Source organism: Burkholderia sp. Ax-1719, from assembly GCF_011753055.1.
Taxonomy (GTDB): domain Bacteria; phylum Pseudomonadota; class Gammaproteobacteria; order Burkholderiales; family Burkholderiaceae; genus Paraburkholderia.
In genome coordinates, this window is record NZ_VWWJ01000032.1 from 29295 (window position 1) to 45008 (window position 15714).

Consider the following 15714-nt stretch of genomic DNA (forward strand, 5'->3'; position numbering starts at 1 on the left):
GTCAGGTCGATTGAAAGGCGGCTTGCGCGATGGCTTGCGCGGCGTCGCGTAGCGCGTGCACGAGCTTGCCATCGACGCGCACATCGAGCGCGCCGCTCGCGCCGATGGCGGTGAGCGTCAGGCGTAGCGTGCGCTGGGCGTCGAACACCGGCACGCAGACGCTGCTCACACCGGGGCTGGGCGCGTCGATGCCGATTTCAAAGCCGCGCGCGCGGATCGTGTCCAGCGTGGCGGAAAAGGCGGCGTCGGGCGCCGGGATGTCTTCGGCCGCCGCGGTGCCGCGCCAGACCGGCTGCGCCGTCTGGTTGGCCCACATCGCGCGCAGCGTAGCGTCGTCGAGAAATGCGCCGAACACGCGGCCCGTCGAGGTCGCTGGCAGCGACATGACAGTGCCGACGTGCAGGTTCACATGCAGCGGCAGGCTGGCGTGCTCGTAGCGCACGATGGTGGGCCCTTGCGGCCCGGCGATGCACAGCGCGACGCTGCAGTTGTGCGCCTGCGCGAGCGCCGCCGCGTGCGGCACGGCTTCGCGCAGCGCGGGCTGCTGCGCGAGATGCAGCAGGCCCAGGCGCAATGCCAGCGGCCCTGCCTCGTAGCGCCCGGACAGCGCGTCGCGCTTGATGAGACCGAGGCGCGTGAGGCTCACCAGATAGGCATGCGCCTGGCTGGAGGCGATGTCGCCCGCGGCCGCAAGATCGGTGGGCGCGAGCGGCACGCGCGCGTCGGCGAGCACGCGCAGCAGGCGCGCGCCCACTTCGACGCTCTGGATGCCGCGCTGGGCGCGGCTGGCTCCAGCGGCTTCATCGTCGGTTCCGGCGGCGGACGGCGGCGCGTTGCGAGGGGTCTTCACTCGTTGTACCAGGCTGAAAAAGGGTCCATGTTAACTGAATGACAGAAGAATCCTGTGGGTTTCGTTGTTTGCATATGGCTAGTGTATTCGCTATTGACAAATAAAAACCGTCGGGCGATCATGGCTTCACCCCGGCAGAACAGCGGTTCAACTAAACCAGACGGGGCGAGACAAAAACGGCTGGCGCCTGCGCGCCGGTTCCTGCACGTGCGCTTCTGTGGCGCGTGCGTTCAGCCTCGCCTTGTCGACCGTTCCCCACAGATACGGAGACTCAGATGGCAAAGGCGTTCGCATCGCAGGCCGACCTCGAAGAAAAGCAGGTCACCTTCACCCAGCTTTCGGAAAACGCCTACGCGTACACGACCGAAGGCGATCCGAATTCGGGCGTCATCATTGGCGACGACGGCGTGCTGATCGTCGACACCACCGCCACGCCCGCGATGGCGCAGGACCTCATCGCGAAGATCCGCAGCGTCACCGACAAACCCATCAAATACGTGGTGCTTTCGCACTATCACGCGGTGCGCGTGCTGGGCGCGTCGGCGTATTTCGAGGAAGGCGCGCAGCAGATCATCGCCAGTCGCGGCACGTACGAGATGATCGTCGAGCGCGGCGAGCAGGACATGAAGTCGGAAATCGAGCGCTTCCCGCGGCTGTTCGCAGGCGTCGAAACCGTGCCGGGCCTGACGTGGCCGACGCTGGTGTTCGAGAAGGAAATCACGCTGTTCCTCGGCAAGCTCGAAGTCAAGATCGCGCATCTGGGCTCGGGCCACACGAAGGGCGACACGGTGGTGTGGTTGCCGCAGCAGAAGGTGCTGTTCTCGGGCGACCTGGTGGAATACGACGCGGCCTGTTATTGCGGCGACGCCCAACTGGCCGAATGGCCCGCCACGCTCGAAGCGTTGCGCGCACTGGGCGCTGACAAGCTGGTGCCGGGCCGCGGCCCCGCGCTGCTCAATCCCGACGAAGTCAACAAGGGCCTCGATTACACGAAGGATTTCGTGTCGACGCTGCTCACGCAGGGTCGTGCCGCCGTCGAACAGAAGCTCGATCTGAAGGGCGCGATGGCGCTCACGCGTGAAGCGATGGACCCGAAGTTCGGCCACGTCTTCATCTACGAGCATTGCCTGCCGTTCGACGTGACGCGCGCCTATGACGAAGCGAGCGGCATCACGCATCCGCGCATCTGGACCGCGCAGCGCGACAAGGAAATGTGGGACGCGCTGCAGGATTGAGCGGTTCTGGAGGAGACGGAGAGACACATGATCGATTACCAATCTCTGACGTTCGACTACGCACGCTGCCATGAACAAGGCGTCGGCGTTGAAAAGAGCGTGCGACCGGTCGTCGTCGTTGGCGCGGGCCCGGTGGGCCTCGCCACGGCAATCGACCTGGCGCAACAGGGCATCAAGGTCGTGCTCGTCGACGACGATTGCACGCTTTCCACCGGTTCGCGGGCGATCTGCTTTTCGAAGCGCTCGCTCGATATCTTCGACCGCCTCGGCTGCGGCGAGCGCATGGTCGAGAAGGGCGTGAGCTGGAACGTAGGCAAGGTGTTCCGCAAGGACGAACTGGTTTACACCTTCAATCTGCTGCCTGAAAGCGGCCATCATCGTCCGGCTTTCGTGAATCTTCAGCAGTACTATGTGGAAGGCTTCCTGCTCGAACGCGCGCAGGCATTGCCGAACCTCGAAATCCGCTGGAAGAGCAAGGTCACGGGGCTTTCGCAACGTGGCGAGCCTCACACGGACGACGCGCACGTCGCGCTCGAAATCGACACGCCCGACGGTCCGTATGAACTGCTCGCGCGCTACGTGGTGGCGTCGGACGGCTCGCGCAGTCCCGTGCGCAAGCTCATGGGCCTCGACAGCCACGGCCGCACCTTCAAGGATCGCTTCCTGATCGCCGACGTGAAGATGGAAGCCGATTTCCCGACCGAGCGCTGGTTCTGGTTCGATCCGCCGTTCCATCCGAATCAGTCGGTGCTGCTGCATCGGCAACCGGATAATGTCTGGCGCATCGACTTCCAGCTCGGCTGGGATGCCGATCCGGTGCTGGAAAAGACGCCCGAACGCGTGATTCCGCGCGTGCGCGCCTTGCTCGGCCCGGACGTGAAATTCGAGCTTGAATGGGTGAGCATCTACACGTTTTCGTGCCTGCGCATGGACAGCTTCCGGCACGGCAACGTGCTGTTCGCGGGCGATTCCGCGCATCTGGTGTCGCCGTTCGGCGCGCGTGGTGCAAATAGCGGCTTCCAGGACAGCGAAAATCTGGCGTGGAAACTCGCGATGGTGCTGGAGCATCGCGCGCCGGATGCGCTGCTCGACACCTACGCAAGCGAGCGAGAATTTGCCGCCGATGAAAACATCCGCAATTCCACGCGTTCGACCGATTTCATCACGCCCAAGAGCGCGGTGAGCCGGGTGTTCCGCGACGCCGTGCTCACGCTGGCGCGCGAGCATGCGTTTGCGCGTCAACTCGTGAATAGCGGGCGTCTTTCGGTGCCTGCCGTGCTGCACGAATCGACGCTCAATACCGCCGATGAAGACCGCTTCTCCGGCCAGATGGTGCCCGGCGCGTCCTGCGCCGACGCGCCGCTGTCCGATGCGCAAGGCAACGCGCAATGGCTGCTCAAGCAGCTTGGCGGACGCTTCACGGGGCTGCTGTTCTGCCGCGCGGGATCGACGCTCGACAGCGAAACGCGCGCCGCGCTCGATGCGCTGGCAGGCGGCGCGGTGCCGCTCAACTTCGTCGCGGTGATCGAAGGCGAGGGCGCGGCGCCCGAAGCCTTGCCGGCAGGCACGACCGTGCTGCGCGATGCGCAAGGGCTGGCGGCGCAGCGCTACGGCGCGCAGGACGGCGCGTTCTATCTGATCCGTCCGGATCAGCACGTGAGCGCGCGCTGGCATCGTATCAGCGCACCGCGCGTGGAGCGCGCGTTGAAGCGGGCGCTGTGCGTGGAAGGCACGGCATGACGCGGTGACGAGAAAGGCGGCCGTTTTGCGCGAACGAAAGCGCGCCGCCTTTCGGATCGCTTATGTAGACCATTACGAAACGAACGACGAAATGAAGATGGGACAGGAGACGACGATGCTGAATACCCAACCCAATCTCGCGCGCCCCGACGACTTCTACGAAGCGCTGATCGACATGCATCGCGATCTCGACGATGCGCAGAGCCAGTCGGTCAACGCGCAACTGATCCTGCTGCTGGCCAATCACGTGGGCGAGCACGAGGCCTTGATGGAGGCGATCCGCTTTGCGCGTGCGGGCGTCGTCGTGCCGCCGGCGAATGGAACGATGGGATCGGTAGGGAAACTGGCGGCTTGATTAAAAAATGTGGGTCCGGGATTCCCTATCCCGGTCTCCGCGAGCGTGTACATGCACAGCGAACGCAATCGTTTGCCTTCACGCTATCTGCGTCGATCGAAGCGCTAAAACGTGCGTATCGATTGCAACGCATTCCACCGGCCGGACCAGGCCCGCTTGCACCCGCGCAACGCCGATGCAAATTGATTCAAGAACCCCCTGCGCAAAGCCGTAAACGGCAGTCATACGAGAACCAGATCGATCGTCCTTGAGCTTTCAAACCGGGCGCTTCAGACGGTCAACAACGACACCGCATACGGGGAATCACCTTGAATCGCAGTCAAACATGGTCGCGCACCGCCGCGCCGGGCGAAGTCATCTATTCGGAAGGCTACGCGGGCGAGCGCCTGCTCTTCGTCATCGCCGACGGCAAAGTCGAAATTTCCACCCGCTGCGAAGAAAAGCGCGTCGTGACGGCAACGCTGGGCCGCGGCGAGTTCTTTGGCGAAAGCGCTTTGCTGGGCGCGGAGCCGCGCCCGAGCACCGCCAAGGCGCTGTCGTTCTGCCAGCTCACCGTCATTCCCGCGAACATCATCGAGGACGAACTCGAACGCGTCTCGCCGCTGCTGCGCCACGTCGTGCGCACGATGATCCGCCGCGCGAAGGCGAAGGACGATCAACTCGCCACCTACACGCACGCCGACTTCATGCCTGGCGTGCTGTCCTATGCGCACGTGCTCTCGCTGCTGGCGGGCGCCGAGCGCGCCGAGCCCAAGGGCGGCTGGTTGCGCCAGGGCGCCGGTTCCAGCGCGGGCGAAGTGAGCGTCGCGCTGGCGGACGTGGTGCACAAGTGCCGCGCCGTGGCGGGCCATTCGCGCCCGCACGTGATGGCGATGCTGCGCCGCATGGAAAAGCTCAACCTCATCACGATGGAATCGGGCCAGACGGCTTCGCACCTGGCCGGCGCGGATAGCGGCGATGGCGCGCTCGGCCGTCAGTTCGTGACCTTCGACCCGGTGCGGATCATCGATCGCGCGGGGCAGGTGGCCGATCACGATCTGGACGTCTCGATCAACAGCGAACTCGAACTCATCGAATTGAGCGATCTGGAAGCGCTGATCGGCGTTGAGCGCACGCTGCTGCTCAACAAGCTCTCGCATGGCGAGATCGCCGACGAACTGTTCGCGTTCCGCAAATCGAAGGTGCTGAATTTTGTCGAGCAAAAGGGCGTTGCGTATTTCAGCAAACGCGCGAATCGCGGTTCCGGCGATGTGAAGACGCTCGACGATCTGCTGTTCGTCGATCAACGCACGCTGTTCGACGCGGTCAGCGCGCTCGATACCTACGATCTCGCGAAGCTGCTGGCGTCGCTTCAGGATCCGGCGGTGTCCGAGCGTCTGCAATCGGTGCTGTCCGAAGCGCGCAAGAACGAAATCTCCTGGCTCATGCGGCGCGAGATCAAGTCCGATCCGCTCGAACTGGAAGGCATCGAGGAGCGCCTTCTCAGCGCAGTGCGCGAACTCCGGGCGCGCGCCGCTTAACGCAGCGATTCATTCCGACAACGGCATGGAGCCTGGCGCGCCCGCACGATGTGGGCGCGCTGAACGCGCACGCGCCTCACCTTTACCTGACTTTCATTGGAAACACGCATGGATCTGTTGACGTTGTTCGGCGTCCTGCTTGGCGGCGCGGCTGTCATCGTGGGCTTTATGCTCGAAGGCGGTCACTTTGCCGCGCTGTTGCAGCCCGAAGCGTTCGTGGTCGTTCTGGGCGGCACGCTGGGTGCAGTCATGATCCAGAATACGTGGGCGCGCTTTTTCGACGCGATCCGCCGTCTGCGCACGGTGTTCGTGCGCGCGCAGCAGGTCGATGAGGCGAGCCTCGCCGCCGTGCTTGAATGGGGCGATCAGGCCAAGCTCAACGGTCTGCTTGCTTTCGAGTCGATGGACTGGGCGGGTATCCATCCCTTCGCGCGCCGTGGGCTCGAACTGCTGGCGAGTGGCGTTTCCACCGCCGTGCTGGAAGACGCGCTCAACCGCGAGCTCGAAAACTATGGCCGCACCCATCTGGCGGCCGCGCGCGTCTGGCAGCAGGCGGGCGGCTATGCGCCGACCTTCGGCATTCTGGGTTCGGTGCTGGGTTTGATCCAGGTGACCGCGCATCTGGTCGAGCCGTCGCAACTCGGCACGGGCATCGCGGTGGCCTTCGTCGCCACGCTCTACGGCCTTGCGCTGGCGAATCTCGTGTTTCTGCCGCTATACGGCAAGATGCGCGCGCATATCGAAAGCGAACTGCGCCTGCGCAAGCTCTATCTGGATGGCCTGCTGGCGATTTCTCGCAAGGAAACGCCGCATATGATCGCCACGCGTCTTTCGGGCGAAGTCATCACGCATGCGGGCGGACGCGGCGATACCCATGCGTGGGCGCGCCAGAGCGCGACCGTCAACTGAGCGCGAGCGGACCATCAGCATGCAAACCTCATCCGACAAGCCCGCAGCGCGCGACCTGCTGGCGGGCATACTCGATCACGACGAGGAAGAAAGCGGCGAGCATTCGGGGCAAACGGGCCGCTGGCTGCTTTCGTATGCGGACCTCGTCACGACGATGATGGTGCTGTTCCTCGCGCTCTACGCCATGCAGCTTGCGAAGCGTCACGAACAGGAACTGCGCACCGAGTCACAGACAGTGCAGGCGCAGCCTGCAAAACCAGCGCCGTCACAGAACACCGAACGCGTCTTGCTGGCCTCGCTCGATCCTTTGCGCGCGCGCGGTGAGATTACCGTTTCGCCTGTGGCGCATGGCATGGAAATCGGCATCAATGCGAAGATCCTGTTCAATGCCGGCGATGCCGCGTTGCTGCCGGAGTCATTCGGCGTGTTGAGCCGGGTTGCCAGCGTGCTTGCGCAAGTGCCCGAGGGCAATATCCTCGTGGAAGGCCATACGGACAGCACGCCGATCGCCAATGCGCGTTACGCGTCGAACTGGGAGTTGTCGTCGGCGCGCGCGGGCGCGGTGGTGCGCTATCTGGTGGAACGCGGTGTCGAGCCGCATCGCCTCGCGGCGATCGGCCGGGCCGACAACTTTCCGCTCGTTGCCGGCACCGACCCTGCGAGCCGCGCGCTCAATCGCCGCGTGACGATCGTCGTGCAGTACTGACTTGGTTTGACCTCAGCGCTCAGGCAACCTTGTCGCCTTCGCGATGCACCGGCTCGGTTTCCTTCAACTGTTTCGCCAGACGCGAAGCTTGCAGATAGCCCGGATTCGCGGGCCGCTTCAGATAGCGGCCTGCGCCGCGGCGCGCACGCAAGTCGCCATCGGCCCATACCAGTTCGCCCTGCGAAACCGTATGCGTGGGCACGCCGCGCACCGTCATGCCTTCGAATACATTGAAGTCGACGTTCTGGTGATGCGTCTTCACCGAGATCGTGCGCGTGGCTTCCGGGTCCCAGACGACGAGATCGGCATCCGCGCCCACGACGACCGCGCCCTTGCGCGGATAGAGATTGAAAATCTGTGCGGCGTTGGTGGACGTGACGCGCACAAATTCGTTCGGCGTTAGCCGTCCCGTGTTCACGCCCTGATCCCACAGAATCGCCATGCGGTCTTCCACGCCGCCGCATCCGTTAGGAATCCGTGTGAAATCGTCGCGGCCCATGGCTTTCTGCGAGGCGCAGAACACGCAATGATCGGTGGCCGTGGTTTGCAGCAGGCCGCCTTGCAGGCCGCGCCAGAGCGCGTCGCGGTGTTCTTTGGTGCGGAACGGCGGGCTCATGACGTGCGCGGCGGCGCGCGTCCAGTCGGGGTCGCGATAGACCGCTGCGTCGATCACCAGATGCCCGGCAAGCACTTCGCCAAACACGCGCTGGCCTTCGGCGCGCGCCCGCGTAATGGCTTCCAGCGCTTCCTTGGCGGAAACGTGCACGATATACACCGGCACGCCCAGCACCTGGGCGATGCGGATCGCGCGGTTGGCGGCTTCGCCTTCCACTTCGGGCGGACGCGAAAGCGGGTGCGCCTCCGGTCCCGTAAAGCCGCGCGCCAGCAATTGGCGCTGAAGCTGGAACACGAGTTCGCCGTTTTCCGCGTGGACGGTGGGCAGCGCGCCCAGTTCGAGCGCGCGCGCGAAGCTGTTCACGAGGATTTCGTCGTCGGCCATGATGGCGTTCTTGTACGCCATGAAGTGCTTGAAGCTCGATACGCCGTGGTCGTTGACGAGCAGACCCATGTCGCGATGCACGCTCTCGTCCCACCACGTCACGGCGACGTGAAAGGCGTAATCGGCGGCGGCTTTTTCGGCCCAGCCGCGCCACTCGCGGAACGCTTCCATGAGCGGTTGCTTCGGGTTGGGAATCACGAAGTCGATGATCGATGTCGTGCCGCCCGCAAGGCCGGCCGCCGTGCCCGTAAAGAAGTCGTCGTGCGCCTTGGTGCCCATGAAGGGCAGTTCCATATGCGTGTGCGGGTCGATGCCGCCCGGCATCACATACTGGCCGCCCGCATCCACGACGGTGGCCCCGGCGGGCGCGTCGAGGTTCTCGCCGATCGCCGTGATCGTGCCGTTGTCGCAGAGCACGTCGGCGCGATACGTCTTGTCCGCGTCCACGATGGTGCCGCCTCGAATCAGGATCGCCATGATGCTATGTCTCCTTCAGTTTGAGCCTGCATTTCCAGTGGTTTTAAGCTGTCACGCATTGGCGACGCTGGGCCTGCGGCTCTTGCCCAGCTTCATCAGCACGCCGTAGACGATGGCGGCAATCGCGAGTCCCACGAACCACGCGTACGTATAGAGTCCCTTGAACGCATCGGGCACGGAGGGGAAGGCGTTCGGGAATGCCTCGTTGAGAAAGCCCGGCAGGTTCGGCAGCACGCCCGCGAGCAGCGCGATCACAGCAGCGGGATTCCAGCCGTTCGAATAGGCGTATTCGCCGCTTTCCTCAAAGAGTTGTTCGGTATCGAGCCGGGTGCCGCGAATCAGGAAATAGTCGACCATCAGAATGCCCGCGACCGGGCCGAGCAGCGCCGAATACCCTACCAGCCACGTAAAGATATAACCCTGCGTGGTGGCCAGAATCTTCCACGGCATCATGACGATGGCGATGCCCGCCGTAATGAGGCCGCCTGCCTTGTACGAAATGCCCTTTGGCCACAGGCTCGAAAAATCGTAGGCCGGGCCGACCAGATTCGCGGCCAGATTGCAGCACATCGTATCGAGCGTGAGAATCACGAGCGCGATGCCCACGCCGATGCCTTCCATGCGGCTGGTGAGATCGATGGGGTCCCAGATTGCCTTGCCGTAGATCACCACCGTCGCTGACGTCACCACCACCGACACCACGGAGAGCAGCGCCATCGGAATCGGCAGACCGATGGCCTGGCCGACGAGCTGGTCCTTCTGCGTCTTCGCGAAGCGCGTGAAGTCGGGAATATTGAGCGCGAGCGTGGCCCAGAAGCCCACCATCGCCGTGAGGCTCGGCCAGAACGTGACCCAGAAGAGGCCGGCTTTCTTGCCACCCGCGGTGAATTGCGAGGGCTGCGACAGCATGCTGCCCACGCCGCCCGCTTTCGAGCAGGCCCACCAGACCAGCGCCACGCACATCACCACCTTGATTGGCGCCGACCAGCTTTCGAGCCAGCGGATCGAATCCGTGCCATGCAGGATGAAGTAAAGCTGCAGCACCCAGAACAGCAGGAAGCACGCGCCCTGGCCGATGGAGATGCCCAGAAACGGCAGCGCATCGCCCACCAGTGCGTTGTGGAACAGGATGTTGGCGAGCGTATAGATGGCGCTGCCGCCCAGCCACGACTGGATGCCGTACCAGCCGCACGCCACGATGGCGCGCAGCATGGCGGGCAGTTTCGCGCCTTGCGTGCCGAACGACGAGCGCACCAGCACCGCATACGGGATGCCGTACTTCGCGCCCGCATGGCCGATGGCCAGCATCGGCACCAGCACGATCACGTTGCCCAGCAGCACGGTGATAACAGCTTGCCACGGCGACATGCCTTGCTCGGTGAGCCCTGCCGCGAGCATATAGGAGGCGATGTTCATCACCATCCCCACCCACAGCGCCGCGAAGTGATACCAGCGCCACGTGCGCTGGTCGACGCCCGTGGGTGCGAGATCGTCGTTGTACAACTCGCTGGCGCTGCGGCGCGCGCTGGCGTCGCCTGCTGTTGCACCTGCGTCACCGCTGGCTGCTGGCTGGCTCATGATGCGGATTCTCCGTGTCTTGTCGTTCGGTTTATTGGGTTTTTTTAGTACCGGTAGATCAGGCGGCCTTCGGATCGGCTACGCGGCCAGGATTGTTGGGATGCGTGGTCCAGTTCGAGTAGCGGCCCGAATCGACGCGCTCCATCGTGATGCATGCGTCGACCGGGCAAACATGCATGCATAAATTGCACCCGACGCAATTCGCATCGACCACTTCGAAATGGCGCTGGCCGTCCTTCGTCGCGGTGATGGCCTGGTGCGAGGTGTCTTCGCAGGCGATGTGGCACAGCCCGCACTGGATGCAACGGTCCTGATCGATGCGCGCCTTGATGTCGTAGTTCAGATTGAGGTATTGCCAGTCGGTGACGTTCTGCACTGCGCGGCCGCGAATCGCGTCGAGATTGGCGTAGCCCTTGTCATCCATCCAGTTCGACAGGCCGTCGATCATGTCGTCGACGATTCGGAATCCGTAATGCATCGCGGCGGTGCAGACCTGCACGCTGCCCGCGCCCAGCACCATGAATTCGGCGGCGTCGCGCCAGTCGGAAATGCCGCCAATGCCCGAGATCGGCAGCCCTTGCGTTTGTGGATCACGCGCGATTTCGGCCACCATGTGTAGCGCGATGGGTTTGGCTGCGGGGCCGCAGTAGCCGCCGTGCGTTCCCTTGCCGTCGACGGTCGGCAGCGGCGCCATGACATCCAGATCGACGCCCACGATCGAATTGATGGTGTTGATGAGCGAAACACCATCCGCGCCGCCCTTGAGCGCCGCGCGCGCGCCGTGACGGATATCGGTGACATTGGGCGTGAGCTTGACGAGACAAGGCAGGCGCGTGCCCTCCTTGACCCAACGCGTGACCATTTCGATGTACTCGGGCACCTGACCGACGGCCGCGCCCATACCGCGCTCGCTCATGCCGTGCGGGCAGCCGAAGTTCAGTTCCACCGCGTCCGCGCCGGTGTCTTCGACCAGCGGCAAAATCCACTTCCAGTCGCTTTCGGTGCACGGCACCATCAGCGAAACGATTAACGCGCGATCCGGCCAGTCGCGTTTCACCTCGGCGATTTCCTTGAGATTGACGTCGAGCGGGCGGTCGGTGATGAGTTCGATATTGTTCAGGCCCGCGATGCGCTGGCCGCGCCACGTGGTTGCGCCGTAGCGCGAACTCACGTTGACCACGTGCGGGTCCAGGCCGAGCGTTTTCCAGACCACGCCGCCCCAGCCTGCTTCGAAGGCGCGGTTGACGTTGTAGGCCTTGTCGGTGGGCGGCGCGGAGGCAAGCCAGAACGGATTGGGCGATTCAATACCGGCAATCGAGCAGCGCAGATCGGCCATGATGCGACTCCTTGTTTTATCGGTGTGGGGCGTTTGCTTGTGCGTTCCTGCTTTATGCGGCCTTGCCGGTTTGCGCGGCGAGATAGCGGTCGATGGCGTGTGCGGCGAGCTTGCCGTCCTGCACCGCTTGCACGGTGAGGTCGGTTGCGCCGTGGCCCGCGCAATCGCCGCCGGCCCACACGCCTGAGAGCGACGTCGCGCCATCGGCATCGACGGCAATGCGCACGCCGCCCGCGCTCAATTGCAGCGCTTCCAGGCCTTCAGGCAAGAGCTTTTGGCCGATGGCCTTGAGCACCATGTCGGCTTCGATGCGTTCGATCTCGCCGGTGCCTTGCAGCACGCCGTTTGCATCGAGCGCCGCGCGCTCGAACTCCACGGCTTCTACCGCACCATCGCCCGTGATTCGCACGGGCTTCATCCACTCCACAATCGTCACGCCTTGCTGGCGCGCGAATTCCTGCTCGGCCCAGGTCGCGCTCATGTGCGCGCTGCCGCGACGGTACGCGAGTATCACGTGCTCCGCGCCCAGCTTGCGGCTTTGCACGGCGGCATCGATGGCGGTATTGCCGCCGCCGATCACCACCACGCGGCGGCCCACCGGCAGCGTGGCGAGATCGTCCGCTTCGCGCAGTTGCGCGATGAAGTCCACCGCGTCGCGCACGCCATCGAGCGCCTCGCCGTCGATCTTCAGCGCGTGCGTGCCGCCCAGACCGATGCCGATAAACACGGCGTCGAAGTCGTGGCGCAATGCGTCGAGCGTGAAGTCGCGGCCCAGTTGCTGGCCTTGTTTCAACTCGATGCCGCCAATCGACAGCAGCCAGGCGACTTCCTTCTGCGCAAAATCGTCGACGGTTTTATACGCGGCGATACCGTATTCGTTGAGGCCGCCGGGTTTCTCGCGCGAGTCGAAAACACTCACGTCATGACCCGCGAGCGCAAGCGTATGTGCGCACGCCAGTCCCGCCGGACCCGCGCCAATCACCGCGACCTTGCGGCCGGTCTCGCTGGTTCGGCGAAACAGCGGCGCAGCGCCCTCGGCCTCACGCGCCATCTGGAAGTCGGTGGCATGCCGTTGCAGCGCGCCGATCTGAACCGGTTCGCCATCCTGATGATTTCTCACGCAGGCGCCTTCGCAGAGAATTTCGGTTGGACACACGCGCGAGCACATGCCGCCCAGCGGATTCGCGCTCAGGATATCGCGCGCCGCGCCCTTGAGATTGCCGTTGCCGATCTTGCGGATAAAGCTGGGAATGTCGATGCCGGTGGGGCAGGCCGCAACGCATGGCGCGTCGTAGCAGTAGTGGCAGCGGTCGGAAGCAATGACGGCGGCATTGGCGGAAAGCGGCGGGGCGACATCGGCGAACTGGCAGCCCAGTTCTTCTGCGCTGAGGCGTCCTGCCGCGATGCCTTGAGTGGCACGCGTATTGTTTTTAGCGGAGTGGGACATCCGGATGCTCCTGACGAGGCAAAACACGGGTCCGCCGGCTGCGCGCGGGGCGCGGCAGCCGGTACGTGGGGAACAGCTTGTTATGGCTTTATCTGGCGGATAACGCGATGTTCAGCCCGGCTCGCTCGCGCGCTCCAGCATCGCATGCAGCAACACATTCGCGCCGGCCTCGATCCATTCCTGCGTGGCGTCTTCGATCTCGTTGTGACTGATGCCGTCGATGCACGGCACGAACACCATCGAGGTGGGCGCGACCGTCGCGAGATAGCAGGCATCGTGGCCCGCGCCCGACACAATGTCGCGATTCGAATAGCCAAAGCGCTCGGCCGCGGCGCGAACGGACTTCACGCAGGCCGCGTCGAACGGCACCGGAGCGTAGTAGAAAATCTGCTCGACCTCGGCTTCCAGCTTGCCTTGCTCGACGATCTTCGCGATGCCCTCGCGCAGTTCGGCATCCATCTGCGCGAGCACTTCGTCCAGCGGATGGCGAAAGTCGATGGTGAAGAACACGCGACCCGGAATCACGTTGCGCGAGTTCGGGTGCACCTGCATCATGCCGACCGTGGCGCACGCGAGCGGCGCGTGACGCAGGCCGATTTCATTGACGAGCTGCACGACGCGCGACGCGCCCAGCAAGGCGTCGCGGCGGCGCGGCATCGGCGTGGGGCCCGCATGCGCTTCCTGACCGGTCAGGATTACTTCATACCAGCGCTGACCTTGCGCGTCCGTCACCACGCCAATCGTCCTGTTTTCGGCTTCGAGAATCGGGCCTTGTTCGATATGCAATTCAAACGCCGCATGAATCTTGCGGCCGCCGCACGGCAGATCGCCTGCGTAACCGATGCGCTTGAGTTCCTCGCCGATGGTCTTGCCGTCAACGTCCTTGCGCGACAGTCCGTAATCGAGCGTGAACACGCCCGCGAATACGCCGGACGCCACCATCGCGGGCGCGAAGCGCGAGCCTTCTTCGTTGGTCCAGATGACGGTTTCGATGGGGTGTTCGGTTTCGATGCCGTGATCGTTGAGCGAGCGGATCACTTCAAGACCGCCCAGCACGCCGTAGATGCCGTCGAAGCGACCGCCGGTGGGCTGGGAATCCGCATGCGAGCCCGTCATCACGGGCGGCAGATCGTTGTTGCGGCCCGCGCGGCGCATGAACACATTGCCCATCTGGTCGACGCTCACCGTGCAGCCCGCTTCCTTCGCCCACTTGACGATGAGATCGCGGCCCTGTTTATCGAGGTCCGTGAGCGCGAGGCGGCATACGCCGCCCTTGGGCGTCGCGCCGATCTTCGCCATCTCCATCAGACTGTCCCAGAGACGCTGGCCATTCACGTGAATCGCGGTGGTCAGCGCGGCTTCGCTTACTACGTTCATGCGTGCTCTCCTGTCAATGTTCGACTGGGCGTTGCGTCGCGAGGCGGTTTTTCATGGGGCCGCTGTGGGGTTCGCGACGACGTTTGTGTTCATGAAGCGTGCATCGGTGCCATCGTCTGGGGCGTGTTGCGCAATCACGGTGCATGCGCGCGACGCTCATTCGGGGCAGTGAAATCCCGCTCGCCGAATCCTGTCCGATTGGACAGGTTGTAGGCTATAAATAAAGGGAATTCAATGCGGTAATACGAGCGAGAAGCGTGCCATCGATGTTGCAGTGCGCGAAAAACGCGCGGTACGCGGGCGATACAGAGGCGCAGTAGACATGCGCAGTACACACGCGAAGTACTCACGTTTACCCGATGACATGACACACGCCGGATCACCGTGCGCACACTGCGTGTCTACAATGAAACCGCGTCGCGCTGCGATGCCACTTTCTTGAACGGACCGAAGCCATGCGCGACGACGAAACCAGCACGCCAGCCGCGAACCTTGCACTGCGCCAAAGTGGGAGCGCGCACGAGGAGCAGGACAGCACGAAAAAGCCGCGCCGCAAGGCGTCGATCCGTGCGTCGAACGAAACGCATCTGCTCGCGTGCGCGGAAGCCGTATTCGCCGAGCGTGGCTTCGAAGGCGCGAGCACGGCGTTGATCGCCGAACGCGCGGGCCTGCCCAAAGCGAATCTGCATTACTACTTCCCAACCAAGCTTTCGCTCTACTGGCGCGTGCTGGACGATCTGTTCGAGGAATGGAACGCGGCAGCCGATACCTTCGATGCGAGCGACGACCCCGTCGAAGCAATTGGCGGCTATGTGCGCGCGAAGATGGAACTGTCCCGGCGCAGGCCGCTGGGCTCGAAGGTGTGGGCCAACGAAATCATCAGCGGCGCGACCCACATGCAGGACATTCTTCTGAAGCGCGTCAAGCCGTGGATGGAGTCGCGCGTGACGCTGATCGAGCGCTGGGTCGCGGAAGGCCTGCTTGCGCCCGTCGAGCCGCGCACGCTGCTCTTCATGATCTGGGCGACCACGCAGCACTACGCGGATTTCGAAGCGCAGATTCGTGCACTCGCGGGCAAGCGCGCGTTGTCGGCGGCGAGCTTCGAAACGACGACCGAAGAGGTCGTCAAGATGATTCTGCGGGCGAGCGGGGCTCGCTCGCCCGGAAAATAATTCGGAAGCCGA

13 protein-coding genes are annotated in these 15714 nt (G+C 63.9%); 7 read left to right on the plus strand and 6 right to left on the minus strand.

Annotation, left to right across the window (positions count from 1 at the left end):
• Position 1 precedes the first annotated feature (1 nt).
• On the minus strand, positions 2-850 hold the full coding sequence (locus F3J17_RS32295) for an IclR family transcriptional regulator C-terminal domain-containing protein (protein ID WP_167069318.1): 849 nt from the start codon (positions 848-850) through the stop codon (positions 2-4).
• A gap of 275 nt (positions 851-1125) precedes the next feature.
• Here F3J17_RS32295 and F3J17_RS32300 point away from each other — a divergent pair, with 275 nt between their 5' ends.
• The 6 genes from F3J17_RS32300 to F3J17_RS32325 all read left to right on the plus strand — a co-directional run bounded on the left by F3J17_RS32300 (position 1126) and on the right by F3J17_RS32325 (position 7315).
• Positions 1126-2085 (plus strand): MBL fold metallo-hydrolase, encoded by a 960-nt coding sequence (locus F3J17_RS32300; RefSeq protein ID WP_167069320.1) that lies wholly within the window; start codon positions 1126-1128, stop codon positions 2083-2085.
• Positions 2086-2112: 27 nt separating this feature from the next.
• On the plus strand, positions 2113-3825 hold the full coding sequence (locus F3J17_RS32305) for an FAD-dependent oxidoreductase (RefSeq protein WP_167069322.1): 1713 nt from the start codon (positions 2113-2115) through the stop codon (positions 3823-3825).
• Positions 3826-3940: 115 nt separating this feature from the next.
• Positions 3941-4180, plus strand: a complete 240-nt coding sequence (locus F3J17_RS32310) for a DUF2783 domain-containing protein (RefSeq protein WP_167069324.1) — start codon at positions 3941-3943, stop codon at positions 4178-4180.
• 308 nt (positions 4181-4488) lie between these two features.
• The gene (locus F3J17_RS32315) at positions 4489-5700 is read left to right on the plus strand and encodes a cyclic nucleotide-binding domain-containing protein (RefSeq protein ID WP_167069325.1); all 1212 of its coding nucleotides are present in this window, start codon (positions 4489-4491) and stop codon (positions 5698-5700) included.
• A 108-nt stretch (positions 5701-5808) separates the two neighbouring features.
• A complete protein-coding gene (locus F3J17_RS32320; RefSeq protein WP_167069327.1) occupies positions 5809-6609 on the plus strand; it encodes a flagellar motor protein in 801 nt (266 codons plus the stop codon).
• A gap of 19 nt (positions 6610-6628) precedes the next feature.
• On the plus strand, positions 6629-7315 hold the full coding sequence (locus F3J17_RS32325; protein ID WP_167069329.1) for an OmpA family protein: 687 nt from the start codon (positions 6629-6631) through the stop codon (positions 7313-7315).
• A gap of 19 nt (positions 7316-7334) precedes the next feature.
• Here the strand turns inward: F3J17_RS32325 and hydA are convergent, their stop codons facing one another.
• The 5 genes from hydA to F3J17_RS32350 all read right to left on the minus strand — a co-directional run bounded on the left by hydA (position 7335) and on the right by F3J17_RS32350 (position 14530).
• Positions 7335-8792, minus strand: a complete 1458-nt coding sequence (gene hydA, locus F3J17_RS32330) for a dihydropyrimidinase (protein WP_167069331.1) — start codon at positions 8790-8792, stop codon at positions 7335-7337.
• Between the two features lie 51 nt (positions 8793-8843).
• Positions 8844-10370, minus strand: a complete 1527-nt coding sequence (locus F3J17_RS32335) for an NCS1 family nucleobase:cation symporter-1 (protein WP_240161240.1) — start codon at positions 10368-10370, stop codon at positions 8844-8846.
• A gap of 58 nt (positions 10371-10428) precedes the next feature.
• Positions 10429-11706 (minus strand): NAD-dependent dihydropyrimidine dehydrogenase subunit PreA, encoded by a 1278-nt coding sequence (gene preA / locus F3J17_RS32340; protein ID WP_167069333.1) that lies wholly within the window; start codon positions 11704-11706, stop codon positions 10429-10431.
• Between the two features lie 52 nt (positions 11707-11758).
• Positions 11759-13153: an NAD(P)-dependent oxidoreductase gene (locus tag F3J17_RS32345; RefSeq protein WP_167069335.1), complete on the minus strand. Its 1395-nt coding sequence runs from the start codon at positions 13151-13153 to the stop codon at positions 11759-11761.
• Positions 13154-13264: 111 nt separating this feature from the next.
• On the minus strand, positions 13265-14530 hold the full coding sequence (locus F3J17_RS32350; RefSeq protein ID WP_167069337.1) for a Zn-dependent hydrolase: 1266 nt from the start codon (positions 14528-14530) through the stop codon (positions 13265-13267).
• Positions 14531-14985: 455 nt separating this feature from the next.
• Here F3J17_RS32350 and F3J17_RS32355 point away from each other — a divergent pair, with 455 nt between their 5' ends.
• Positions 14986-15702 carry a TetR/AcrR family transcriptional regulator gene (locus tag F3J17_RS32355; RefSeq protein WP_167069339.1) on the plus strand — a complete coding sequence of 239 codons (717 nt, stop codon included), beginning with the start codon at positions 14986-14988 and terminating at the stop codon, positions 15700-15702.
• Positions 15703-15714 lie beyond the last annotated feature (12 nt).

Coding starts and splice junctions, on each gene's coding strand:
- F3J17_RS32300 (WP_167069320.1), top strand. CDS start 1,126: ATGGCAAAGGCGTTCGCATCGCAGGCCGACCTCGAAGAAAAGCAGGTC.
- F3J17_RS32305 (WP_167069322.1), top strand. CDS start 2,113: ATGATCGATTACCAATCTCTGACGTTCGACTACGCACGCTGCCATGAA.
- F3J17_RS32310 (WP_167069324.1), top strand. CDS start 3,941: ATGCTGAATACCCAACCCAATCTCGCGCGCCCCGACGACTTCTACGAA.
- F3J17_RS32320 (WP_167069327.1), top strand. CDS start 5,809: ATGGATCTGTTGACGTTGTTCGGCGTCCTGCTTGGCGGCGCGGCTGTC.
- F3J17_RS32325 (WP_167069329.1), top strand. CDS start 6,629: ATGCAAACCTCATCCGACAAGCCCGCAGCGCGCGACCTGCTGGCGGGC.
- hydA (WP_167069331.1), bottom strand. CDS start 8,792: ATGGCGATCCTGATTCGAGGCGGCACCATCGTGGACGCGGACAAGACG.
- F3J17_RS32335 (WP_240161240.1), bottom strand. CDS start 10,370: ATGAGCCAGCCAGCAGCCAGCGGTGACGCAGGTGCAACAGCAGGCGAC.
- preA (WP_167069333.1), bottom strand. CDS start 11,706: ATGGCCGATCTGCGCTGCTCGATTGCCGGTATTGAATCGCCCAATCCG.
- F3J17_RS32345 (WP_167069335.1), bottom strand. CDS start 13,153: ATGTCCCACTCCGCTAAAAACAATACGCGTGCCACTCAAGGCATCGCG.
- F3J17_RS32350 (WP_167069337.1), bottom strand. CDS start 14,530: ATGAACGTAGTAAGCGAAGCCGCGCTGACCACCGCGATTCACGTGAAT.
- F3J17_RS32355 (WP_167069339.1), top strand. CDS start 14,986: ATGCGCGACGACGAAACCAGCACGCCAGCCGCGAACCTTGCACTGCGC.